Raw genomic sequence first — 25392 nt, 5'->3', positions numbered from 1 at the left:
GTCCGCTAGCAGGATCGATCGAGATTTACAGCGGCCGACTTTTTGCGCAGCGCGACCAGCGGAGGATGTGGTTTTTGGCGCCGCACCCACAACCGCGCGGGTGACTTGCAGGTTTGCGGGGAAAGAGACCCGGTCGCTTCGATCTCGCGCACGCGACGAACCTGGACTACGGCCTTGTGGCAGACGCGCCTACCAACTGTATCGACGAGGATTCTAAGCCAGTGAAACTCGCCGATCTAGCCGCTCTGGCCGGTGTCTCGACCGCGACGGTTTCGCGCGCGCTGGCGGGACATTCCTCCGTCAATGCACAGACCAGCGAGCGCATCCGTGCACTGGCGCGCGAGCATGACGTTCGGCCAAACCAGCTTGCGCGCAACCTGCGCCTGAAAAGCACCGGGGCGATCGGCCTCGTGCTGCCCTTGGGACACGCGAGGACCCAGCATCTTACGGACCCGTTCTTCGTGTCGCTGCTCGGCTTCCTTGCCGACCTGCTGGTCGAACACGGTTACGATATCCTGTTGTCGCGGGTCATCCCCGATGCCGACGACTGGCTGGAGCGCGTCGTCGACAGCGGACGGATCGACGGGCTGCTGCTGGTCGGCCAGTCGAACCAGTTCGCGGTGATCGACCGCGTCGCACAACGCTATCGTCCGCTGGTCGTGTGGGGCGCGCATCGCCCGGACCAGCATCATTTGACGATCGGATCGGACAATGTCGCAGGCGGTCGGATGGCGGCGGAGCATCTGATCGCGTCAGGCCGGAAACGGCTGCTGTTCGTCGGCGACCCGGCCCCACCGGAGTTTGCGGACCGACTGGTGGGGTTCGCGGCCGCTGCGCGTGATGCGGGCGTGGCGCACGACGTGCTGGCGACACCGATGATGCCCGAAGCGGTGCATGCCGCCGTCGCGCGGCACGTGACCGGCGGCACGGTTCCCGACGCGATCTTCGCTGCATCGGACGTCGCGGCGATGAGCGTGCTGCGGGCGCTAGCGGAGGCCGGGATCGACGTTCCGGGCACTACCGCGGTGATCGGCTATGACGACGTCACGCTGGCAGCGCACACGTCGCCCTCGCTGACGACGATCCGTCAGGACCTTGCGCTGGGTGCCGGCATGATGGTCGATCGCCTGCTGAAACGTATCGCGGGCGAGTCCGCAGAGTCCGCAATCGTTCCCCCCGTGCTGATAAAGAGACAGTCCGCCTGATTCCTGCAATCGATTGCGAAAAAATATTGCAATTGATTGCGGCGGCGGTAGGAGGCGGCCTTGGGCTTCTGAGAAAGCCATCGCGTAGGAGGGTCGCATGAAAGTACGTCACGCATTGCTGGCAGGCATCGCCGCCGCATCGTTCGCCACCGCAGGGGCCGCGCAGACCGCACCGCAGGCCGATCCACAGGTCGACGCCGCCGCGCCCGCGCCTGATACCGCTGCAACGCCCGCTGCCGCAACGCCCGCCGCCGACGCACCGCAGGACGACATCGTCGTGACCGCGGTCGCGCGCGGCACCAACCGGCTGAACACGTCGATCACGACCAGCTCGATCAATTCGGATGCGCTGGTCCAGCTTGCGCCGCGCACCTCGGGCGAACTGCTCCGCAACCTGCCCGGCATCCGAGTCGAGGCGTCGGGCGGCGACGGCAACGCGAACATCTCGGTCCGCGGCCTGCCGGTCGCATCGGGCGGGTCGAAGTTCCTGCAGTTGCAGGAAGACGGCCTGCCGATCCTCGAATTCGGCGACATCACCTTCGGCAACGCGGACAATTTCCTGCGCGCCGATTTCAACGTCCGGACGATCGAGTCGGTCCGCGGCGGCTCGGCCTCGACCTTCGCGTCGAACTCGCCAGGCGGCGTCATCAACTTCATCTCGAAGACCGGCGAGCAGGAAGGCGGCGCGTTCCAGCTGACCAGCGGGCTCGACTACCGCGAATTCCGCGTCGATTTCGACCAGGGCGGCAAGCTGTCCGACACGCTAACCTATCATTTCGGCGGCTTCTACCGGATCGGCGACGGCCAGCGGCAGGTCGGCTATGACGGCGTGAAGGGCGGCCAGTTCAAGGCGAACATCACCAAGTCGTTCGGCAATGGCGGCTATGTCCGGCTGTACGGCAAGTATCTCGACGACCGCGCGATCGGCTACCTCCCGAACCCGGTGCAGGTGAGCGGCACGAACAGCGACCCGACCTACAGCAACATCACCAACTTCTCGATCAACAACGGCACGCTGCACAGCGGCAACATCCGCACCGTGCAGACGCTCGACGGCAACAATCAGCCCGTCACGCGCTCGATCGCCGACGGCCAGCACCCGGTCGTCTATTCGGCCGGCCTCGAGACGCAGATCCCGGTCGCGGACGGCTGGAACATCGTCGAGCGGTTCCGCTATTCGGATATCTCGGGCGGCTTCACCTCGCCCTTCCCGTCCGCCGTGGATTCCGCGCAGACCATCGCCAACGGCCTCGGTGGCGCCGGCGCACAGCTCTTCTACGCCAGCGGATCGCAGAACGGCCAGCGGATCGCCAACCCGGCGTCGCTCAACGGCAACGGCCTGCTCGCGAACGTCGTGCTGTTCGACGTCGACCTGAAGAGCCTCAACAACATCACCAACGACATCCGCCTTAACGGTTCGGTGCCGCTCGGCTCGGGAACGCTGGCGATCACCGGCGGCTTCTACGCCTCGCGTCAGGACATCAAGACCGACTGGCTGTGGAACTCGTTCGTCCAGACGGTCGCCGATGACGGCCGCTCGCAGCTCGTCGACATCCGCACCGCGGCGGGCGCGCCGGTGACGCAGAACGGCGTGCCGGGCTATTCGGCGAGCGGCTTCGGCAATTGCTGCCGCCGGTCGTACGATCTCGACTACACGACCTATGCCCCGTTCGCGCAGCTCGGTCTGGAGATCGGCCGCTTCAACATCGATGGCTCGCTGCGCTACGATTTCGGTCGGGCCCGCGGCAGCGTCGCCGGCGCCGACCTGGGTGCGGGCTTCGGCAGTGGCATCACGACGTTCGACATCAACGGCGATGGCGTGATCTCCGCCCCCGAGCGTCAGGTCGCGGTGATCCCCAACGTCCGGTCGCCGCTCAACTACAATTACGACTATTTGTCGTACTCAGGCGGCGTGAACTATCGCCTGACCAACAGCACCGCGGTGTTCGCCCGCTACAGCCGCGGCGGTCGCGCCAACGCCGATCGCCTGTTGTTCGGCCCGTCGATCAACACCACCACCGGAGGCCTGACCGACGAAGGCGCCGCGGTCGATTTCGTCCGCCAGCTCGAAGGCGGGTTCAAGTTCCGCCAGAACGGCCTGTCGCTCTACGCCACCGGCTTCTGGGCGCGCACCGAGGAGCAGAATTTCGAGGCGACGACGCAGCGTTTCTTCAACCGCGAATATGAAGCCAAGGGCGTCGAGCTCGAAGGCCGCATCGCACGCGGGCCGTTCTCGCTATCGGCGGGCGGCACCTACACCGATGCCGAGATCACCAAGGACGTGCTGAACCCCGCGGTCGAGGGCAATCGCCCGCGTCGCCAGGCCAAGTTCATCTTCCAGGCGACCCCGCAGGTCGATGTCGGCCGGCTGACCGTCGGCGCGAACGTGATCGGCACCACGGACAGCTTCTCGCAGGACAACAACGTCCTGAAGATGCCCGGCTATACGCAGGTCAACGCCTATGTGTCGGTACGCCCGGCCGAGAACGTCACGCTGTCGGTCAACGGCAACAACCTGTTCGACGTGAAGGGCATCACCGAAGCCGAGGAGGGCGCGATCCCGACCAACGGCATCGTCCGTGCGCGCTCGATCACCGGCCGGACGATCTCCGCCGCGGTCCGCGTCGGCTTCTGATCGGGCGGGTGAGCGTGACAGTGTCTTCGGAACGGCGGCTCGACGCGCTCGCCCCCCTGCTCAAACGCCAGCTCGAACGGCTATACGGTTCCGATCGACTGGCGGCGCTCTGGCCGCGGATGGAGACGATCCTCGGCGACCGGGCGAGCGAACGGCCGGCGGCGATGGTCGCGCTCGACGAGGCGCGACTGGCTGATCCCGACTGGTTCGTCGCGCCCGACATGCTCGGATACTCGACCTATGTCGACCGGTTCGCTGGCACGGTCGAGGGGCTGATCGGCAAGGTCGATCACCTCGAATCGCTAGGCGTCCGATACCTGCACCTGCTCGCATTGCTGAAGGCGCGCGAGGGCGACAGTGACGGCGGCTTTGCGGTCGCGGACTATCTGGCGATCGAACCCCGTTTGGGAACGATGGCGGACGTCGAGCGGCTCACCGCGCGGTTGCGCGAGGGACGGATCAGCCTGTGCGTCGACCTCGCCCTGAACCATACCGCCGACGATCATGCGTGGGCGAAGGCCGCGCTGGCCGGCGATCCGCACTACCGCGCCTTCTATCATGTGCTGAGCGAACCCGAAGCGCAGGCGTATGAAGCCGCGCTGCCGGAAGTATTCCCTACCACCGCGCCGGGCAACTTCACGGCGGTACCGGCATTGGGCGGGCAGGTCTGGACGACCTTCTACCCATTCCAATGGGACCTGAACTGGTCCAATCCCGAGGTCATGCTGGCGATCGTCGATACGATGCTGCGGCTGGCGAACCATGGCTTCGAGGCGTTCCGGCTGGATTCGATCGCCTTCCTGTGGAAGCAGATCGGCACCGATTGCCGCAACCGGCCAGAGGCACATTTCATCGTCCGGGCTTTGCGCGCCGCGCTCGACATCGTCGCGCCCGCGACGTTGCTGAAGGCCGAGGCGATCGTCCCGACCGCGCTGGTCCCGCCGTATTTCGGCGCGGACGAAGGCGCGGATTGGGATGGCGGGTTCGAGCCCGAATGCCATCTGGTCTATAACAATTCGCTGATGGTCGCGGGCTGGATCGCGCTCGCCGAGCAGTCCGCCGCCCTGCCCCACGCGATCATCGAAGCAAGCGGCGGGTTGCCGCGTGGTGCGAACTGGCTGAGCTATGCACGGTGCCATGACGATATCGGCTGGGGTGCTGTGATCGGCGACCTCGCTGGGATCGATCCGGATCCGGTCGCGCGGTTGAAGATCGCGGCGCGGTTCCTCGAAGGCGGCGATGGCAGCTGGGCGCGCGGTGCGCCGTTCCAGTCGGACGGGTCGGTGCTGCATGGCTCGAACGGGACGATGGCGTCGTTGGCGGGACTTGAAGCGGCCGAGGACGAAAAGGCTCGGGAGATGGCGTTTCGGCGCATCGCTCTGCTCAACGCGCTGTCGATCGCAAGTGGCGGTCTGGCGACAACGTACATGGGCGACGAGGCGGGGCTGCTGAACGACACGAGCTATCTGGGCGACCCGGAGCGGGCGCATGAAGGTCGCTGGCTACACCGACCGGACATGGATTGGGCGGCGCTCGACGGTTCCGCGGCGCAACGGATCAGCGGTGATCTAGCCGCATTGCGAGCCGCTCGGATCGCGAGTGGCGGGGCTGGCTCGCCTGTGGCGATCGCCACTGGCTCCCCTGCCCTGCTCGGGATCGGCTGCGGGAGTGACCGGGTGTTCCTGAACTTCTCCGACGCTGCTGTGCAAGTCGATGACCTGGCGGGCTGGCAGGATCGCTTGTTGGAACAGCTTTGCGGAGGCACGCTTGTCGTCGAACCCTGGGGCGTCCTCTGGGCAGGTTCCGCAGCGTGAACCGCCCAACCACTTCCGTTCTCCCGCGAAGGCGGGAGCCCAGGGTACCAAGCGGTAGCGTTCTTGGCTCCTGGACCCCCGCTTTCGCGGGGGAACAGCAAGTATCTGAGTCCCGATCGTGGCAAGGGTATGATCCTGAATGGGCTTTGGAGGCATGACAATGAACCTCGGCCTCATGACCAAGCCTCGCCTGTCGCTCATGCGACTGATCGAGATGAACCTCGGCTTCCTGGGGCTGCAATTCTCGTTCGGTCTGCAACAGGCCAACATGGCGCCCATCTACGGCTATCTCGGCGCCGACGAGGCGAGCCTGCCGTTGCTGTGGCTCGCCGGGCCGATGACCGGGCTGCTGATCCAGCCGCTGATCGGCGCGATGAGCGACCGGACCTCGACGCGGATCGGCCGCCGCACGCCCTATTTCCTGATCGGCGCGGTGCTGTGCAGCCTGTGCCTGCTGGCGATGCCGTACAGCCCGACCCTGTGGGTCGCGGCCAGCCTGTTGTGGGTGCTCGATGCGGCCAACAACGTGACGATGGAGCCGTACCGCGCCTATGTCGGCGATCGCCTCCCCGACGACCAGCGTGCGGCGGGGTTCCTGACGCAGTCGGCGTTTACCGGTCTCGCGCAGACGCTCTCGTATCTGGCGCCGTCGCTGCTGGTGTGGATCGGCTTCAACAAGGATGCCGTCGACGGCAACGGCATCCCCGACATCACGCGCATTGCCTTCCTGATCGGCGCGGTGCTGTCGCTGGCGACGATACTCTGGTCGGTTTTGCGCGTCCCCGAACTGCCGCTGCCCGCCGAAGAGCAGGCGCGGCTGGCGAAGGAACCACTGACGCTCGGCGGCACGCTGCGTGACCTCAAGACCGCGCTGGTCGAGATGCCGAAGCCGATGCGGCAGCTGGCGCTCGCGATGCTGTGCCAATGGTATGCGATGTTTGCTTATTGGCAGTTCATCACGTTTGCGGTCGCGCGGTCGCTGCACGGCACGGCAGATGCCAAGAGCGCGGCGTTCCGCGATACCGTGCTGACCGTCGGGCAATTGGGCGCGTTCTACAATGCGGTGGCGTTCGTCGCGGCGATCGCACTGGTCCCGCTCGCCCGCCGCTGGGGCGCGAAGAGCGCGCATGCCGCGTGCCTGCTCGCATCGGGCGTGGCGATGCTGGCGATCCCGGGCTTGCGTACCGAGCCCGCGCTGTTCGTGGCGATGCTGGGCATCGGCATCGGCTGGGCGAGCATGATGGGCAATCCGTACATCATGCTGATCGACATGATCCCGCCCGAGCGCAACGGCGTCTACATGGGCATCTTCAATATGTTCATCGTCATCCCGATGATCATCGAGAGCCTGACCGTGCCGCTGTTCTACCATTCGCTGCTGGGCGGCGAACCGCGCAACATCCTGTATCTCGGCGGCGCGCTGATGATCCTGGGCGCGATCGCGACGACCCGTGTCGCGATGGGCCGGAACGACACCCTTGTCGAAAACCGCCCCCATCGATGACGAACGCTGAGGGATGGATAAACCGAATGACCCGGACCCGCGCGTATCAGACTGACGGTTCGATCGTTGTTCCGGTTCCGAACAGGCGAAGGAAATAGCGCGTGAATAGGGCGGCATCGGCGTCGAGATCATCTCCATCCGCCGAGGCCACGCCCCAGAGCATCTTGTTCTGGCGATCCGAGCAGAAGCCCATCAGGATCTGCGCCATCCTGTTCGGATTCTCGTCGCGCAGCCGGCCGGCGGCGACCTGATCCCTCAGATACGCAGCGAGCGACGTTTCGACGCGCCTGGCCGCCTGTTCGTAGAAAATCCGTCCGAGTTCGGGAAATCGCCCGCTTTCGCCGACGATCAGCCGCCACGCCGCAACCGTATCGGGCAGCGCGGTCTTTTCCATTAACCGCGCCAGGAACGTGGCGAGGGTCCCCTCCAGGTCCGCGGTCCCGAGCAACCCGCTTTCGAGTTCGTCGCTGATGCCCGAGGCGAGATTCTCGATCACCGCCGCGAACAGCTCCTCCTTCGATCGGAAATAGCTCCAGAGCGTCGCCTTGGATCCCCCCAGAATCTTCAGCAAACCCGACATAGAGGTCGCTGCATAACCCTCCCCCAGGAACGATCGGCGGGCGGCGTCGATGATGGCCTGTCGCCGGTCCTGCTTGTTCGTCTCTCGCTTGCCCGCCGGGCGCTCGGTCATCGGTAATTCCATAGCTGTACCATAGGGTACATTTTCCTGTTAACAGGCGCAGTCAGCAAGCGCGCAGCCTAGGACCTGCTCTCGCGACTGCGACGGCGTGACGCAATCTTCTCAATCACCGACAGCTGATATTCGGTGAAACCCTGTTCGATGAACATCCTGCGATCGACATCGGTCAGCAGGCCGGGTTCACGCGACAACATCGCGGTCCTGCGTAGCGTTTCAAGTCTCGGATCGGCCAGAGCATTACGGCGCGCGCTTCCGAATATCCTGCGCCAGATCGTGGCGATCACGCCCTGCTTTCGCCACGTCGCGGGATCGTCGCCGGCACCCAAATGGATCGCCGCGAGCTCATAGATGCCAAAGCGAAGAACCTCGCGCCTTTGTGCTTCGCGGTCGGGTGTCGTGTCGATCGCGGGCTGGCTCGCTCGGCCGACGTCGGCATCTCCATTGTCATGTTCGCCGCCATCAACCCCCTCTTGCCGCAACACGTGCATCATCGTGGACCTCATGCTCGGGGACTCTCTCGGGCGCGCCGGCGGCGACGAACGGTTCGAATGCCGAACCAGGCTTCCCCGCATCTGATCGCAGATGCCAACAAACATTCCCGAAGACCGTACTTGTCGGTACAGATATTTATTGACGCGGCGCAGGCGCGGTGTCAAACAAAACCGTACTTATTAGTACGCATTTATCGCGAGCAGCGTTGCCGAGCGTAAGACGGTCGTGGCCCGCGACCCGCGGATCCGCGACGATCGTCACGTCGCCCTTTGAGGAGGCTTGAACATGGCTCATGGTCGATCAGCGTTACCAAGCCGTCGCGTCGTCGCGATATCGTTCGGAGTCCTCGTCGCAGCGTGCGTGTCATTCTACCTGCTGGCGGGTTACATCCTGCACGAACGGGCCGCAAAAACAGTGGATCAAGCCCCGCCCGGTGCGGCTCAGCTGGCGATCCTCAACAACGGCAGCGTCGTGTTTGCGCCGAATGGTTCGATAGATGCCACGCTCGTGGACTGGATCGATGACCCTACACCCGGGACACGCCGGTTCGACGCTGGCGGCGATCAATTCTACGCGTCGTCCGCTGTGCCAAAGAACGTGGATGCATCCGAGCTTTCCAGCTTCGTCAAAATACTGAACGCCTATCCCAAGGCGAATGTAGAGATCGTCGGATATACCGAGAAAACGGTGCCAGCCCATTCAGCCGGCGAAATAGCAGTAGCGCGCGCCAAATGGCTCTATGATTATTTGCAGCGATCGGGAATCGACGCGCGTCGACTGTCATTCCGTGGGGCAACGGACAGCGAGATCATCGCCTCCAGGCAGGTCCACGACGGGCAATACGAAGCCAGATTGGAAGTAGTGATCGAAAAGCGTTGATCTTCGTGGAGGCATCCGTGCACTCGTCCGCGGTGAATGGCTCAAATGGCCGCAAGCTGCCCGGTAGCGCGCATCGCAACCGGACGTTTGCGGGTCGGAATCGATCCCCAGTTCCAGACGCTCAAGCCGTCCATCCGGGTCCTTGCAAACCAACAGTCATTTAAGTGCCGCCGTTTCGTCATCACAACGAAAAGCGCACGGGATAGACGCCCCCCGAACCGGCGGACGCAAGCTGGCAACTTTCAGGGGCATCATGAAATTCATCACCAGCAGCGCGCTCGTCGTGCTGCTCGCCGCTACGCCTGCGCTGGCGCAGACCGCACAGGACCAGTCATCGACCGCAGCCCAGCCGAGCGATGAGAACCAGATCGTCGTCACCGGCACGCGCGACCGGTCGCGCACGCAGTTCGAAACCCTCGCGCCGGTCGACGTGCTGTCGGGCGATGCCGTGCGGTCGAGTGTGTCGGGCGATCTGTCCGATACGCTGGCGCAGCTGCTGCCGTCGTTCAACGTCCAGCGGCTGCCCGCCGCCGACGGCCAGGCGTTCGTGCGGCCTGCCACCCTGCGCGGCCTGTCCGCGGATCAGACGCTCGTGCTGGTCAACGGCAAGCGCTATCACCGCTCCGCCCTGCTCGGAACGCGCGGTGCGCAGGCGCCCGATCTGGCCAGCATCCCGTCGCTCGCGATCAAGCGGATCGAGGTGCTGCGCGACGGCGCGTCGGCACAATATGGCTCGGACGCGATCGCCGGCGTCGTCAACATCATCCTCGACGACAGCGTAGGAATGGAGGCGTTCAGCCAGTTCTCGCAATATTACAAAGGCGACGGCAAGGAATATCAGACCGGCGCACGCGGCGGCATCGCGCTCGGCGATCGCGGTACGATCGTCGTCACCGGCGAATACGACCACAGCGAAGCGACCTCGCGGACGCGTCAGCGCCCCGATGCCATCGCGTTTCAGGCGGCCAACCCGACGCTCGCGGTGCCCAACCCGGTACAGCGCTGGGGCCAGCCCGACGAAGAACGCATCCGCGGTGCGCTCGACGCGAGCTATGCGTTCAGCGATGCCGCCAAGCTCTACGTCTTCGGCACCGCGCAAAGCGGCGAAGGCGTCACCGACTTCAACTGGCGCAATCCGGCGGGCACCAGCAGCGTCTATGGCGCCAGCGCGGCGTTCCCCGGCTTCTCGTTCAACAGCGTCTATCCGGTCGGCTTCTCGCCGCGCTTCGGCACGACCTATAGCGACTATCAGGGCGACGCCGGCCTGCGCGGGGATCTGAGCGACCGGTTCAGCTACGACCTGAGCGCGGCCGTCGGGCGCAGCCGGATCGACTATACGCTGAACGAGAGCCTGAACGCCTCGCTCGGGCCGGCAAGTCCCACCAGCTTCTATCTCGGCCGCCTCGAACAGCGCGAATTCAACCTGAACGCCGACTTCGTCTATCGCCTGCCGGTCGGCACGGCGGCGCCGGTCAACGTCGCGTTCGGCGCCGAACGTCGCCGCGAAACCTATCAGGTGTCGGCGGGCGATCCGGCATCCTATGCGATCGGCGCGGGCGCGGCGAGCGGTCTTGCCCCCAACTCCAACGGCTTTCCCGGTTTCAGCCCCAGCCTGGCGGGAACGTTCGACCAGACCAGCTATGCCGGTTATCTCGATCTGGAATGGCAGCCGGTCGAGATCGTGACGCTCGGCGCGGCCGGCCGGTACGAAGACTTCTCGGCATTCGGCGATACCTTCAACTACAAGCTGTCGGCGCGCATCGAGCCGGTAAAGGGAATCGCCGCACGCGGCACCTATTCCACCGGCTTCCGCGCGCCGACGCCGGCGCAGCTCAACACGTCGCAGACCACGCAGGGGCTCGACACCACGACGCTCCAGGTGTTCAACCAGGGGCGGCTGTCGCCCAGCGATCCGCTCGCCGTCGCATTAGGCGCCACGCCGCTGACGCCCGAGACGTCGAAGACCGCGACCGCCGGCCTTACCTTCCAGAGCCGTTTCGGCCTGACCGCCAGCGTCGATCTCTACCAGATCGATGTCGACAACCGGTTCAGCCAGTCGCGGACCTTTGCAGTTCCGGCCAGTTTCGCCAATCCGCAACGCTTTACCGCGGTCAGTTATTTCACCAACGACTTCGACACCCGGACGCGCGGCATCGATGCGGTGATCGGCTATGGCCACCGCGTCGGACCAGGCCGCGCCAATCTGAGCCTCGCCTATAACTATAACCAGACCAAGGTGCGCAGCGGCACCAGCGCGGCGATCCCCAACGAAACGCAGCGGCGGATCTTCGAAGAGCGGCTGCCCAAGCACAACGGCACCGCGACGCTCGGCTATGACATCGGCCCGGTCGCGCTGCTCGCGCGGGCGCGCTATTACGGGGCCTGGACCGACGTCACCGGCAACGCGACCGGCGAACTGTTCCAGCGCTTCGGTGGCATCGCGCTGTTCGACGTGTCGGCCGCCTATAACTTCAACGAACATTTCACGCTGCGGGTAGGGGCGGAGAACGTCGCCAATACCTATCCCGACGAAGCCACCAACCAGGCGGTGCGCGGTCTGATCTATTCGCGCAACGCCCCATACGATACCGATGGCGGGCAATATTATGTGCGGTTGGGAATGCGTTTCTGATGACCGGGCTCGTCGATCGCCGCCTGTTCCTGACCGGTGCCGCCGCGCTGGCCGGCGCTCCGGCGGGGGCGGCCCTGTCGGCGGCGACCGACGACGCCGCGTTCTGGAAGACCATCGCCGCGCAGTATGACTCCACCCGCGCGGTCATCCATCTCGAAAACGGCAATTGGGGGATGATGGCGCGGCCCGTCCTGCAGGCCTATGAACGCAATCTCGAACGGGTGAACCGCGACACGAGCTATTATACCCGACGCGGCATGATGAAGGACTGGGTGGCGGCGCGCGATGCGCTGGCCGCCGCGGTACGGGTGCCGACGGACGAGATCGCCTTCACCCGCAACGCGACGGAAGCGCTGAAGGCGCTGATCCTCGGGTATAACGCGCTGACGCCCGGCGACGCGGTGCTCTATGCCGATCTCGATTACGACAGCATGCAGGCTTGCATGGAAAGCCTGCGCGCACGGCGCGGCGTCTCCGTCGTGAAGCTCGCGCTCCCGCAACCGGCGACGCGCCAGTCGCTGATCGACGCCTATGCCGCGGCGATGGAGGCGAACCCGCGGCTGAAGCTGATCCTGCTGACGCATCTGAGCCACCGCACCGGCCTTGTCCTGCCGGTCCGCGAAATCGCGGCGATGGCCCGTGCGCGCGGGATCGCCACCATCGTCGATGCAGCGCATAGCTGGTGTCAGCTCGACATGACGCTGGCCGATCTCAACTGCGACTATGTCGGCATCAACTGCCACAAATGGCTCGGCGCGCCGCTGGGCGTCGGCGCGATCCATATCCGCCGGGCGGCACTGTCGGCGATCGACCGCGATCCCGCCAACCCGGCCTCCGATCGCGATACCATCAACGCGCGCATCCATACCGGCACGCTCGATGTCGCCGCCCCCCTCACGGTGCCGGCCGCGCTGGCGTTTCAGGACATGATCGGCAGCAAGCGCCGCGCCGACCGGCTCGCCGCACTCCGCGATCGCTGGGTCGCGCGGGCTCGCACGATACCCGGTATCGAGGTCCTGACGCCCGACGATCCCGCGCTGCACGGCGGCATCACGGCGTTCCGCGTGGCCGGCAAGACCAGCACGGCGGACAATGTCGCGGTCGCGAAGACGCTGCTCGATCGGTTCGGGATCTTCACCGTCCACCGCGATGGGCCAGCTACGGGCTCCTGCGTGCGGGTCACGCCCGCGTTGTTCAACACGATGGCGGACATGGATGCGCTGGCGGCCGCGCTTCCCCACGTAACGACATGACATCCGCCCGCAGATAGCTGAAGTTCGGACGGTCTTTCGTTGCCCCCTTCAGCCTGACCATAGCCATGCTGCGGCAATGTTCTCGATATGGGGAACGGCGGCCTCGCTAGGCCGAAACATACCCCGATCCGGGTGAGGCAAAAATGCAACATTTTTACGGTTAAATGACAAAAGTTGGCGTTTGCGGTTGTCAACGCAGGCCTAGTGTGGCCGTTTATCACGCAACGACGGTGCGTCGAACGACACCGTCACGACATTCGCAGGGCTGATCAAAAAGCGTTTTCGATACGTCGAGCATAATCGACGATCGTTGGCGGGAACATCTGGAAAAAGGCTCTTGGAGAGCCGGGTTTCTCAAGGGGTTTCAGATGATCAGATACACGACGTCGACCGTTGCATTGGCGGTTGCTCTACTTTCGGGTTCTGCTGCTTTCGCCGCCGGGCCCGATACTGCACAGGACACCGCTACGGCCTCCGCCCAAGATCCGACGCCGCAAGCGGCAGCATCTGCCGAGGCCGAACCGGCGAACAGCATTCTCGTACTCGGTACGCGTCGTACCGACCGTACGCTCACCAATTCAGCCTCCCCTGTGGACGTCATCAGTTCGGCCGATCTGACCACGCAGCCTGCCGCCAACATGATCGATGCACTCAAGAACATCGTACCGTCCTTCTATGCAGGGCAGAACTCGATTTCGGATGCCTCGACCTTCGTTCGGTCCCCGTCGCTTCGCGGCTTGTCGGGCGATCAGGTCCTCGTGATGCTGAACGGCAAGCGCTACAACCGGTCGGCGCTGGTACAGGTCTATGGCGGTAGTGACACCGGCCTTGGTCGCGGGGCGCAGGGACCCGACATTTCGGCGATCCCGTCGCTCGCGATCGGCAACCTGCAGGTGCTGCGCGAAGGCGCCACCGCGCAATATGGTTCCGACGCGATCGCGGGCGTGCTGAACTACGGTCTGCGTGAAGACCAGGGCATCGAACTGGTCGGGCGTGCCGGCCAATATTATGCCGGCGACGGCGAAAGCTACCAGATCGCCGGCAACGCCGGCGTCAAGGGCGATTGGGGCTTCATCAACGCAACCGGCGAATATGTCGATGAGGGGCAGACGAGCCGTGGTAGCCAGCGCCCATCGGCGGCGAACTTCGCGCAGAATTTTCCGGCGCTTGCCTCGCAATTGCCGAACTATCCCCTTCCCGTGCAGATCTGGGGCAACTCGCCCTCGCACGGCTTCAAGTCGGTGGTAAACGCTGCACTGAACGTGACCGCGGACAGCAAGCTCTACTTCTTCGGTAACTACGCCGCGAGCAAAGGCAACCAGAGCTTCAACTACCGGCCGTCCGTGTCCAGCACCGCGGTGGATACAAACGGCGTAGTGCGTAATCAGGGGGCCAATGCCGCATTCAACAATACCTTCTTCCTGACCCCCTGCCCGACCGGTAACGCGACCTGTCCCACCGGAGGCTTCGTACGGGACGGCAATACCTTCCGGTACAGCCAGCTTTACCCTGCGGGCTTCACCCCTCGCTTCGTCGGCAAGACGCAGCAACTCTACGGCGTGCTCGGCTACAAGGGCACCGCCGGCGACTTCACCTACGATCTTTCCGGTACGCTGGCCCGCAACAAACTCTCCCTTTCGATGTACAATTCGGCCAACTTCTCGTTCGGGCCAGCCACCCAGACGAGCTTCGACTTTGGCGATCTGATCCAGAAGGAGGTCAACTTTAACGCCGACTTCACCTATGCAGCCGACCTTGGTCTCGCCGCGCCGCTGACGATCTCGGCTGGCGGCGAATTCCGCAAGGAAACCTACGAGCAGACCGCCGGCGACCTGCAATCCTACGCCGCAGGCCCCTATGCCGTCGCGCAACAGCTCTACACGCAAACCGCACCGGGGGTGTACACGCCGTCAGGCACGACCGCCGCGCAGGGCGTCGGCGCGAGCGGCTATGCCGGCACGAGCCCGGCAACCGCGGGCAAGTTCAGCCAGAAGGCCTACGCCGCCTATGTCGGTCTGGAGACCGATCTCACGGAGGCGCTAAGCGTCGGCGCAGCAGGCCGGTACGAGCATTACAACACGTTCGGCGACGCCTGGGTCGGTAAGGTCAACGCGCTCTACAAATTCGTCGAAGGGTTCTCGGTTCGCGGCAGCTTCGGCACGGGCTTCCACGCACCATCGCCGGGTCAGTCGAACGTGTCGATCGTCACGACCTCGTTCAACAACGGTGTCGCTTTTCAGGCGGGGACGTATCCGACGAACACTGCGGTCGCACAATATTACGGGGCAACCAACCTGTCGCCGGAGAAGTCGACCAACTACGGTCTGGGTGTCATTCTCGAACCGGTTCGCGGCATGACCATCACGGTCGACGGGTATCGCATCAACCTGCGCAACCGCATCGGCCTGACCTCGCCGTTCATCGTCACGGCAGCGGATCTTGCGGCGCAACCTGCGCTGCTGCCGGTCGGCGTCGGTGGCCAGGTCCAGTATTTCACCAACGGCTTCAAGACCCGCACCCAGGGCATCGACGTCGTCGGGACGTACCGGACCAAACTGAGCGATGCCTTGCTCAACTTCTCGTTGGCGTACAATTACAACGACACCAAGGTCACGGATTACGATACCAGGGTGGTCAGCGTCGCGCAGCTGATCGATGCGGAAAACCTCGCGCCCAAGCACCGCGTCGTGTTCAATGCGAACTGGTCGCTAGATAACCTCAGCTTCAACGTTCGCGAGAACTATTACAGCTCGTTCACCAGCGCGCAGGATTACGGCCAGACCAACGGCGTGGCGAACCAGACGTTCGGCGGCAAGTTCACGACCGATCTCGAACTGAGCTATACCTTCAAATACTTCACCTTGTCGGTCGGCGCGCAGAATTTCACCGACGAGCATCCTGATCGGCTGGCCCCCAGCGCCACCGTTCAGGTCTATCCGCTGACCGGTGGCACGTCAGACGGCCAGGTCTATGCGCGTAACGGCGGTCCGTTCGGCTTTAACGGAGGCTTCTACTACACGCGCCTGCGCGTAAAATATTGAACCGAGGTGGGGACGCCACCGCGTCCCCACCGTTTTGTGTTCCGGTAGCAGGCAAGGCAGATCGCTAGGTTAAGCATTGAGCTTCATCGTACTTCAGCCACTCAACACTTAACCACGCGATAGCATTGTGTGAGCCCACGTAATTACTGATTCTATTTTACAGCGGCCAACGCCTCCGTGGTCCTTTACAGGCAACCGCGACAGTGTCGGCGCCCCCTTCTTCAGCCGGTTAGGTGATCAGCCTCCGTGCGGGAACACCGTCCGCAGCCACGGTGGCAGCGCAAGGCCTCAAACTCTTTGCTGATCCGGCATTACCTTTCAGGCGATAGCGCAATTATCTCTTCCGTCTCCGCCTCGACCGCCGCCCGCGTATACAGCAGCGGAAAATATTCGCCCTTCGTCCATAGCGGGACCAGGTCGCGATAGTGCGGACTCGTCGGGGATCCGGACTGGCCGGGATAGTTGACGGCCCGCGAATTGTCCCAGTTACCAAGGTCGATGATCAATCGCGCCGACGGTCCGATCGTCTGCTTGAACCCGTCATCGTAGCTCGATTGGTTTGGCGTATAGGGGCTCCCGCCCCTTGGGAACGGGCCGACATCCAGCATTTTCGCATCGGCACCGGCTATCGCGCTCATCGGGTGACGAACCAAGCTGGTATGCAGCCTGCCCCACTGCCACTGTGCGGGATCGGGCCCTTGGATCTTCGACAGTTCATTGTACGCGGCATGCAGGCTGTTCAACATCAGGTTGTTCCTGGCGAGTTCGGGCTGGCGGCCGAACGCCGGTCCGGGCTGCTCCAGAGCGTCCAGCAGGACGGCTGTATCGGGAGCCTTGAACGTCTGCGCATCCGATGGCGACAAGATCAGTGCCTTGTAGGCGTTGCCTAGATATTTGCTGAACCACAGCTCTTCCAAAGCCGCGGCGTTCGATTCCGCGCGCAGGACGCCGTCCCACTGCCTTAGCAAGCGGAGCGCGGCACTGGTCACCGGATCGTCCGACTGCAGCGGTTTTAGCAACGCCACCAATCGCTGCGCGGGCAGAGAAACCTCGTCGTTCTGAAGCCTTTCCGAATCCTCGATCGTCACGACCGGCAGGCTGGAAAGCACGTTCGATAGTCTCGAATGTCGCGCGTCGTTCGCCCATTCGAAACCGACCTTTCGCTCGGCAACCGGGTAACCGGCCGGCAGGTTCATGTCGTTGGACGTCGTGAAATATCCCGACGCGGGGTTTAGTGCAGACGGGAGATCGCTGCCTTTCCAGAAGCCCTTCCACTCGTAGGTCCCATCTCCGGGTACCGGCATTAGTCCGTCCCACGTGTCGCGCTTCGGCGTCAGGCCAGCAGCGACCCATCCGATATTGCCCTTCACGTCGGCATAGACCTGGTTGACCGAGGGGGCTTTCCAGTCGGCCAAGGCGGTTTTGAACTGGCTGAAAGACGACGCTGTAAGATATCGGAGCGATCCCATATACGGGGCAGTACCAGGCTCGCTCCACGCCGATTTGACCGCATAGATCTTGCCGCCCTTCGCATCGGTGTAGATCACGGGTCCGTGCCGGGTGAACTGAAGATCGACCGACACGGGAGCTTGTCCGCGAACCGCCACGGACTCGCGGTGCGTAACGATCGGTTCCCATCGCCCCTTGTACCAGTATCGCGACGGGTCGGCCGGGTTCAGCCGGTACGCGTAAAGATCCTCCTGATCGATATTGAAGATGGTCAGGCCGAACGCGCTCTGGCTGTTATGCCCGATCGCAACGCCCGGCGCCGAAGGCTCACCCGCACCGATGATGTCGAGGCCTGGGCTGTTGAGGTGGACGAAGTATCGAAGGCTGGGAACGGTATAGGCACGGTGCGGATCGTCGGCGAGGACGGCGTGGCCGGTCGCCGACTTGGCAGGGGCGATGACCCAGTTGTTACTGCCTTCCGCGGCGGAAAGGTCATCGTTCGATGCCATGGCAACGACAGGTTGCCCGGGTTTGAACTTCGCCAGATCGGGCGTGCTTGTCGCCAACTCATAGACCTCGAGGACATCGTCTGGCAGGCATGGGTCGAGGTTCGCTGGAACGCTGGTCTTCCACGCCGGGCGGAGTTGCAGACGCACCGCGTCGACCGCGAGCGAGGCATGGCATGCCACCTTCGATCGGGCCACTTCGCTTTTCACGTTGCGGCTAAGCCCGGTCGTCCGGATCCTGACCACGTCCTCGGCGGACCATTTTTCGGGCTTATAGGAAAGTCGGCGGAATTCGTATGGGAGATCGCCGGGATGCGCGCCGACCCAATCGATATACGCGTTCACACCCGCCGCAAACCGGGAGACCGTTCGTTTCGCGGCGGGCCCATAGCTGTTCCACTCGGCCGCCATGTCGCCACGGTACAGGAACAGTCGTGCCGCCCTGTCCTGTTCAACATAGGCCGGCCCGAACGCTTGCGATAAATGACCCAGACCCTTCCGGTGGAGGAGATCGATCTGGAACAGCCGATCGCGCGCGACATTGAAACCCTGGAGGAAAAACGCGTCGTCGCCCGTCTTAGCGTAGATGTGCGCGACACCCCATTTATCCACCAATATTTCGGCGGGGTTCGATAGCCCTGGAACAGCCATCGTTGTCTTTGCGGGGCTCGCGTGCGCGGGGCCGCAAACGGCAAGACAGGCGGGAACGAGGAAAAGAGCGCAAAGTCCGGGCTTAACCATTATAGTCATGTACCGACCTTTCCGGATTCGGCGATGTACCGCATCGCTCAAGATACTGTAATCTAACGGTGTAGCCAGCTCGGTATCACCCTGTAGGTTGGGCGCCGAGAATGAAGTCGCGAATCCGTTCGGCTGCCGTTACGCAGTCCGCTAGCGGTGCGACGAGCGCCATGCGCACCCAACCGGCGCCCGGATCGACCCCGTCGACCGGTCGCGAAAGGTACGAGCCTGGGACGACCGTCACATTCGTCTGCTCGAACAGGCGCTGGGTAAATACGGTGTCGTCCATCCCCACCTCGGCCCAAAGGAAAAATCCGCCATCCGGTCGCGCCACATCCAGCACGGAAGATAGGATCGGGAGCACGGCGTCGAACTTTACCCGGTAGAGATCGCGATTGCTTCGGACATGGGCTTCGTCGCGCCACGCCGCCAGGCTGGCCAACTGGACATGAACCGGCATCGCACAGCCATGATAGGTCCGATACAGGAGGAAGCCCTTAAGAATCTCCGCATCCCCCGCCACGAACCCGGACCGCAGGCCCGGTAGGTTGGAGCGTTTCGAGAGACTGTTGAACACGACGCACCGCTTGAAATCGCTACGGCCAAGAGCCGCGCAGGCGCTTAGCAAACCGGGCGGCGGGGCACCCTCATCGAAGTAGAGTTCGCTGTAGCACTCATCCGAGGCGATGATAAAATCATGCTCGTCCGCCAGCATGATCAAGCGCTTCAGTATATCCAGCGGCATCACGGCGCCGGTCGGGTTGCCCGGGGTACACAAATACAAGATCTGACACCGCCGCCAGGTATCGACGTCTATGGCGTCGAAGTCCGGGATGAAGAAATGATTCTTTAGGCAGGGCAGGTAATAGGGCGTCGCTCCGGCCAGAATCGTCGCGCCTTCATATATTTGATAGAATGGGTTGGGCGTAAGAATCAGACCGTCGGCGTCGCGGTCGACCACGGCCTGTGCGAACGAGAACAAAGCTTCGCGCGTGCCGTTGACGGGCAGAACGTGTCGGCTCGCGTCGAGCCAGCCATCCGGAACATCGAACCGTCGTTCGCACCAGCGCGCGATCGTCTCGCGAAGGGCGGGCGTGCCTTGCGTGGCGGGGTAGATCGCCATCTGATCGAGGTTTGCCGCCAACGCCTCCCCGACAAGTGCAGGCGAAGGGTGTTTGGGCTCGCCAATCGAAAGCGCGATCGGCGCGACGTCGTTCCTTGAAGCTCCACTCGACAGGAGTGCTCGTAACCGCTCGAAGGGGTAAGGGTGTAAGCGGCGCAGATCGCTATTCATAGAGCCAACCCTGACGACTGTTTCGCAACGCAGCAATCCTGCGAGTCCTGCGAATCCTGTGCAATCTGGCCAACGGGTTTGGAGATGCGCCGAACCGTCGGGAATCGGCCTCGCCGTAGCGTCAATTGCAGGTATATGGCAGCGAACTGTCAAAAGGGTGTGCGTGTGGCTACCGACCTCCTGAACACATATCGCAAGACCATCGACAACATTGATGCAGCGGTAATATTCATGCTCGCCGAGCGGTTTAAGGTCACGCAGGCGGTCGGGTCCCTGAAGGCAGCGCATGGCCATCCAGCCGCCGATCCCGAGCGGGAAAAACGTCAGATCGCACGATTGCGCCAGCTTGCTGACGAGGCGCAACTCGACCCCGATTTCTCGGAGAAGTTTTTACGCTTCATTATTACCGAAGTGATCCGGCATCACGAGGGGTTCGCAAATGCACAAGCCTGCGATGGGGCACGCGTTAAAAACTTGCATGGCGCTCACTGTCACCAAGCGTTGTAATTTTCCTTCATCGCCAAACCTGTCCGTCGGAATAAATCGATGGGTATCGTTCGTAATATCCTGGTGGGTTTGGCGTTATTGAGTGCCTCTTCCGAAGCGTCCGCCACAACGACCTTGGGCGATCTGCCCGCGGTTGAACATGCGCTCGATGGTGGAGTTTCGGTTGCCGTGGTACTTGACCTGAGCCTGTGCCAACCCGCGTCGGCAGATTCGAAACCCACGAAGACGCGGGGTGGCAGGCACATCGACGCCTATCGTGTGACCGAGGACGGGAGCTTGGCGTTTGCCGACGATCATTTCACGATCGGTCGCGATGGCAAGCCGATACGGCAGTTCCTGCGGTATCAGGTTCATCCGGACGGCGAGGCGGACTTCTCGATGACTGTGTTCAGCGTGCCGGATTTCCAGCGTGTCGGGACGACGCTGGAGTATAAATGCGCGATCAACAGGGGCATGCGCTTCGTCGCGGTTCATGGCTGACTCGGCAGCGGTCCCGGATAAGACGGGGACATCAGCAAACAGAGATCGACACCAGCAGCGGATTTACGAGATTACCGACATCGTACAGTCGAGCGCCAAGACCTGCCGCCTCATGACCGCCGATAAAAGTGCCCAGGGGATCCAGGGCCTTGATTACGCGGTCGGGATTTCGGCGGAGCGCGTGGGCGCTACCGGCCTGCACATGCACATCGTCACGATCCCGCCGGGGGCTCGTGCCAAGGCGCATCTTCACGCTGGGCATGAAACAGCGATCTACGCGCTGAGCGGCGTGTCAGGATGCTGGTACGGCGACGCCCTAGAGGATCATGCCGTGGTCGGGGCGGGTGATTTCTTCTACATTCCTGCAGGCGTCGCACACCTGCCTTACAACCCCAGCGAAACCGAACCATTCGTCGCCGTCATCGCCCGTACCGATCCGAACGAGCAGGAAAGCGTCGTCCTTCGCCCGGATCTCGAGAGTGTGCATCCTGCAAATGGGTAAGCATGGCGCCTTGAGACGGAGGCGCGCAGACGGCCGGTAACGTTCGCGTCTGGAGACCAGCTTCAATATCTGGGTCTTTCGCGGTTTCCACCGCTCTCGCTCTTGGCGTCCCTATTCTCGGCACCGCTTATTCTCGGCGCCATGTCGGCCGATGTCGCGCAATATGCTGTCTACAGTCGCTGACGCTATGTTGGCTGCGCTCGCTTAGGAGCGTGGATACCGCTCAGCCACCCTTCCCGCCTGTCGCTTTGCCGTCGTCGCGCCCGCTTTATCGACCACCGGACTTGCCCAAACCGCGCAGGCCAGCCCGCGCTACGGCGCTTTCCGGATCGATCTCGCCACTGCCGACACAACTGTAAAGCCGGGTAACGATCTCGGCACATTCGCGAACGGCGGCTGGAACGCGGACGACCATTGCCGCGGATCGCTGCTCGGCGGGCGTCAAGGTCGTCGTGGGGGATCGGGCCGAGCAACTGGTTCGCGCGATCATCGACCATGCGGTCCGCGATCCGGCATCAGTAGGCGTCGGTGCCCGACAATTTGGCGGCAGGTATGCGAGTTTCATGGACGGGGCCGCCATTTAGCGGGCTGGCGTCGCACCGCTGAAACCGTAGTTCGCGAAAATCGACGCCGCGACCGACAGGCAGAAGCTTCAGGTGCTGTGCTCCACGATCAGTATCGTGCCTAGCCAACCCTGCTCCCTGTTCGAGAGCGGATGAATCCTTATTTGTGCATCCGTCGTACCGCTCGTGGTTGTATATCAACGATCGTGCGCTTGCCGCTTCGATCCATCTCACGCACGCGCAAACTGCCTTCTCGCAGCTTTGATCGATCACCATTGCAAGCTGCTACCGCCATGGATGTTCGGCTCGCGCAGGGCCGTCGAGGCCGGTCGAAACGGTCAAACTTCGCGATAAAGTACCGATTCGGCCCGATGCGGCAGCGATGATTGCCCTGTAGAAGGCATGCCGCCGTGCTGCCTGACAGCCGGAGTCGTCTTTTACCGCAGCGAATGAAAGAAGTGCGTCCGTCATGACCGGCATTCTTAAAAAAATCGAGGCTTACAAGCGTCAGGAGATCGCGGCAGCAAAGGCAGAAGTTTCGCTTGCAGACCTCAAGGCAATGCAAGCGGATCAATCGGAGCCACGGGGCTTTTGCCGAGCGTTGGTGGACAAGCAGACCGCAGGCCGCTTTGGCCTGATCGCCGAGATAAAGAAAGCCAGCCCTTCCAAGGGTCTGATCCGTCCGGACTTCGATCCACCCGCCCTCGCGAGAGCATATGAGGCCGGTGGTGCCGCCTGTCTTTCGGTGCTGACCGATGCACCCAGCTTCCAGGGCGCTCCCGGCTTCCTCACCGCGGCGCGTGATGTCTGCACGTTACCAGTATTGCGCAAGGACTTCATGTTCGAGACCTATCAGGTCCATGAAGCCCGCGCCTGGGGCGCAGACTGCATCCTGCTGATCATGGCATCATTGTCCGATGACGACGCGCAACGTCTCGAGAACGAAGCCTTCGCGCTCGGTATGGATGTATTGGTCGAAGTCCACGACGCATCGGAGATGGAACGAGCCCTGAAACTGTCGTCGCCGCTCATCGGCATCAACAATCGCGATCTGCGGACCTTCGATGTCAGTCTGGCCAACAGCGAGACTCTGGCACCGATGGTGCCGAGCGATCGTCTGATCGTCGGCGAAAGCGGCATTTTCACCCACGCCGACTGCCAGCGACTAAAGTCTTGTGGGATCAACGCGTTTCTGGTCGGCGAAAGCCTCATGCGCAAGGACGATGTCGAAGCTGCGACCCACAGTCTTCTGACGGGCGATGAATCGGCAAGGACCGAAGGATGATGGAAGACGCGCCGAACCGGACGGCACACATCCGCGCGTAATAAAAGATCGGTCGACCAGCCGTATGGGCCGATCATTCCCATGGCACCGTGAACAACATCGATCTTCGCTTGATTGAGCTAAACTCGCAACGATGGCGGCGTCAGTATGAATATCAAAGACCGTGTTGACCGTATTCCGGGTGGCATGATGATACTGCCGCTATTCATCGGTGCATCATGCCGAACTTTCGCCCCAACCGCACCGACGTATTTCGGGGGCTTTACGCAAGGACTCATGACTGGGATAATCCCTGTACTGGGCGTGTGGTTCTTCTGTATAGGAGCGTCCGTCCATCTGAGCACGACCACGACGGTGCTCCGAAAGTCCGGTTCGCTGTTGCTGACCAAGCTCTTCACCGCCTGGGTGATCGTTTCGATCGCTTCCCGGTACATTCCACCTGAAGGTATCCAGACCGGGTTTTTCGCTGGAATGTCTCTGCTCGCCATGGTCTGCGCAGTCGATATGACCAATGGAGGACTTTACGCGTCGCTCATGCAAAGCTTTGGAAGCACCGAAGAGGCGGGGGCTTTCGTTTTATTGTCAATTGAGTCCGGCCCGCTGATGAGCATGCTCATACTCGGTGCAGCGGGGGTAGCGCATTTCAGACTGGAGATCTTTATCGGCGCTATCCTGCCATTTATCGCGGGGTTTTCTTTTGGTAATCTGGATCCCAAGCTTCGGGCGTTCTTCTCGCCGGGATGTAGAATGCTGATCCCGTTCTTTGCGTTCGCGCTAGGTAATACCATTGATCTGCATACGCTGCTCTCCCCACTCGCTGCACTCGGTATCGTTTTCGCCCTTTTTGTAATTGTCGTAACTGGCGCCCCGCTCATAATCGCTGACATTCTGATTGGACGAGGCAACGGGACCGCCGGCCTTGCAGCATCGTCTACTGCTGGTGCCGCGGTTGCCAATCCATTGGCGATCGCGGCGATTGCCCCACAATTCCTGCCTACAGCCAAAAATGCCACGGCATTGGTCGCTATCTGTGTGATTGTGACATCGATCATTGTGCCAATTATTACTGGGCTTTGGCACAGGCAATTCGGCAGACAGGTGGAATGTATACCGCAGCAGGTCCGTCTTGAGACTAACTTTTGAGTTTATTAGCATAAGAGCCGAGGCGGTTCAGTAAAACTGACCCATCGTCAGTCAATCCTCGGCGGACGCATCGTACCAGATGGAACGGAAAAATTGCAGAAAACTGGCTTGCCGGGACAAAGGCCGGGTGGCTCTGCACACGGCTCAGGCCTCGGCGCCTTCCCAGAGCTGATCGGGTCCATATCCACATCCGCAGTGAAATTAGGAGTCTTTGATGCCCTCCGCTCAATCAGCTAACGAACTTTACAATGATAAGCCGTTCTTCGAACTCTTAGTTAACAGTTATCAACGCATCGTAGGAAAGCCCTTGGTTCCTGACAATCGCGATGAACAGTGGCTTTATGAATCCGCCCCATTTGCTGTGGTCGCACACAACTCCAACCCCGATCCGATCTTCATTTACGCGAATATAGCTGCTCAGCGCTGTTTTGGTTATGATTGGAAAGAAATCACGTCTCTGCCATCACGGCTATCCGCAGAACCAATTAATCGTGCGGACCGACAGATTCTCTTAGATAGGGTTAAAAAGCACGGGCATTACTCTGGATATTGCGGCATAAGAATAGCGAAGTCCGGCCACCGTTTCTCGATCGATGACGGCTGTGTCTGGCAGTTAATCGACCAGGATGGGTCAATGCAGGGACAAGCTGCAATATTTTCAATCCCTGGTTAAGTAAGCGCATTTATCACCCCGGCACGGTGCTGCTGGCGATGGGGCCCTTCCCTTTCGCCGCCGAAGGCTGGCCCGAACTCGGGATCGTCATCTG

The 25392-nt window shown here is 62.4% G+C and carries 19 protein-coding genes; 14 read left to right on the top strand and 5 right to left on the bottom strand.

The genetic code is table 11. The features are described 5' to 3' along the window. The first annotated feature begins 176 nt into the window (after window positions 1-176). The 4 genes from U1707_RS12140 to U1707_RS12125 all read left to right on the top strand — a co-directional run bounded on the left by U1707_RS12140 (window position 177) and on the right by U1707_RS12125 (window position 7158). Window positions 177-1205, top strand: a complete 1029-nt coding sequence (locus U1707_RS12140; protein WP_332800314.1) for a LacI family DNA-binding transcriptional regulator — start codon at window positions 177-179, stop codon at window positions 1203-1205. A gap of 97 nt (window positions 1206-1302) precedes the next feature. After that, on the top strand, window positions 1303-3840 hold the full coding sequence (locus U1707_RS12135) for a TonB-dependent receptor domain-containing protein (RefSeq protein ID WP_332800313.1): 2538 nt from the start codon (window positions 1303-1305) through the stop codon (window positions 3838-3840). Between the two features lie 14 nt (window positions 3841-3854). Beyond that, window positions 3855-5654 carry an alpha-amylase family glycosyl hydrolase gene (locus U1707_RS12130; RefSeq protein ID WP_332800312.1) on the top strand — a complete coding sequence of 600 codons (1800 nt, stop codon included), beginning with the start codon at window positions 3855-3857 and terminating at the stop codon, window positions 5652-5654. Window positions 5655-5814: 160 nt separating this feature from the next. After that, the gene (locus U1707_RS12125) at window positions 5815-7158 is read left to right on the top strand and encodes an MFS transporter (protein ID WP_332800311.1); all 1344 of its coding nucleotides are present in this window, start codon (window positions 5815-5817) and stop codon (window positions 7156-7158) included. A 46-nt stretch (window positions 7159-7204) separates the two neighbouring features. Here the strand turns inward: U1707_RS12125 and U1707_RS12120 are convergent, their stop codons facing one another. Both U1707_RS12120 and U1707_RS12115 read right to left on the bottom strand, forming a co-directional pair. Then, window positions 7205-7849, bottom strand: coding sequence for a TetR/AcrR family transcriptional regulator (locus U1707_RS12120; RefSeq protein ID WP_332800310.1), 645 nt, complete (start codon window positions 7847-7849; stop codon window positions 7205-7207). A 68-nt stretch (window positions 7850-7917) separates the two neighbouring features. Then, window positions 7918-8349, bottom strand: coding sequence for a hypothetical protein (locus tag U1707_RS12115; RefSeq protein ID WP_332800309.1), 432 nt, complete (start codon window positions 8347-8349; stop codon window positions 7918-7920). A 361-nt stretch (window positions 8350-8710) separates the two neighbouring features. Here U1707_RS12115 and U1707_RS12110 point away from each other — a divergent pair, with 361 nt between their 5' ends. The 4 genes from U1707_RS12110 (at window position 8711) to U1707_RS12095 (ending at window position 16155) form a co-directional block, all read left to right on the top strand. Beyond that, entirely contained in the window at window positions 8711-9229 is a 519-nt protein-coding gene (locus U1707_RS12110; protein WP_332800308.1) for an OmpA family protein, read from the top strand. A gap of 253 nt (window positions 9230-9482) precedes the next feature. Beyond that, window positions 9483-11861, top strand: coding sequence for a TonB-dependent receptor plug domain-containing protein (locus U1707_RS12105; protein ID WP_332800307.1), 2379 nt, complete (start codon window positions 9483-9485; stop codon window positions 11859-11861). Continuing rightward, complete coding sequence (locus U1707_RS12100) at window positions 11861-13114, top strand: aminotransferase class V-fold PLP-dependent enzyme (RefSeq protein ID WP_332800306.1); 1254 nt, start codon at window positions 11861-11863, stop codon at window positions 13112-13114. The genes U1707_RS12105 and U1707_RS12100 overlap by 1 nt, the downstream gene beginning before the upstream one ends. A 368-nt stretch (window positions 13115-13482) precedes the next feature. After that, complete coding sequence (locus tag U1707_RS12095; protein ID WP_332800305.1) at window positions 13483-16155, top strand: TonB-dependent receptor plug domain-containing protein; 2673 nt, start codon at window positions 13483-13485, stop codon at window positions 16153-16155. A 311-nt stretch (window positions 16156-16466) separates the two neighbouring features. Here the strand turns inward: U1707_RS12095 and U1707_RS12090 are convergent, their stop codons facing one another. Continuing rightward, complete coding sequence (locus U1707_RS12090) at window positions 16467-18761, bottom strand: penicillin acylase family protein (protein ID WP_332800304.1); 2295 nt, start codon at window positions 18759-18761, stop codon at window positions 16467-16469. Window positions 18762-18936: 175 nt separating this feature from the next. Further along, window positions 18937-20145, bottom strand: coding sequence for a succinyldiaminopimelate transaminase (dapC, locus tag U1707_RS12085; RefSeq protein WP_332800303.1), 1209 nt, complete (start codon window positions 20143-20145; stop codon window positions 18937-18939). A gap of 135 nt (window positions 20146-20280) precedes the next feature. On the opposite strand from dapC, the gene U1707_RS12080 reads away from it, so the two are divergent. The 3 genes from U1707_RS12080 to U1707_RS12070 are packed head-to-tail and all read left to right on the top strand — an operon-like array spanning window position 20281 to window position 21634. After that, window positions 20281-20652, top strand: coding sequence for a chorismate mutase (locus U1707_RS12080; RefSeq protein ID WP_332800302.1), 372 nt, complete (start codon window positions 20281-20283; stop codon window positions 20650-20652). A gap of 39 nt (window positions 20653-20691) precedes the next feature. Next, on the top strand, window positions 20692-21132 hold the full coding sequence (locus U1707_RS12075) for a VirK family protein (protein ID WP_332800301.1): 441 nt from the start codon (window positions 20692-20694) through the stop codon (window positions 21130-21132). Beyond that, window positions 21125-21634, top strand: coding sequence for a cupin domain-containing protein (locus tag U1707_RS12070; protein ID WP_332800300.1), 510 nt, complete (start codon window positions 21125-21127; stop codon window positions 21632-21634). The genes U1707_RS12075 and U1707_RS12070 overlap by 8 nt, the downstream gene beginning before the upstream one ends. Window positions 21635-21902: 268 nt before the next feature. On the opposite strand, the gene U1707_RS12065 is transcribed toward U1707_RS12070, so the two are convergent. Beyond that, on the bottom strand, window positions 21903-22199 hold the full coding sequence (locus tag U1707_RS12065; protein ID WP_332800299.1) for a hypothetical protein: 297 nt from the start codon (window positions 22197-22199) through the stop codon (window positions 21903-21905). Window positions 22200-22666: 467 nt separating this feature from the next. On the opposite strand from U1707_RS12065, the gene trpC reads away from it, so the two are divergent. The 3 genes from trpC to U1707_RS12050 all read left to right on the top strand — a co-directional run bounded on the left by trpC (window position 22667) and on the right by U1707_RS12050 (window position 25298). Further along, entirely contained in the window at window positions 22667-23482 is an 816-nt protein-coding gene (gene trpC / locus U1707_RS12060; protein ID WP_332800298.1) for an indole-3-glycerol phosphate synthase TrpC, read from the top strand. A 147-nt stretch (window positions 23483-23629) separates the two neighbouring features. Next, a complete protein-coding gene (locus U1707_RS12055; protein WP_332800297.1) occupies window positions 23630-24625 on the top strand; it encodes a 2-keto-3-deoxygluconate permease in 996 nt (331 codons plus the stop codon). 214 nt (window positions 24626-24839) lie between these two features. Next, the gene (locus tag U1707_RS12050; RefSeq protein WP_332800296.1) at window positions 24840-25298 is read left to right on the top strand and encodes an MEKHLA domain-containing protein; all 459 of its coding nucleotides are present in this window, start codon (window positions 24840-24842) and stop codon (window positions 25296-25298) included. Window positions 25299-25392 lie beyond the last annotated feature (94 nt).

This window comes from Sphingomonas sandaracina (genome assembly GCF_036663695.1).
Lineage (GTDB): Bacteria > Pseudomonadota > Alphaproteobacteria > Sphingomonadales > Sphingomonadaceae > Sphingomonas.
This window is presented reverse-complemented; position numbering and strand designations above follow the sequence as displayed.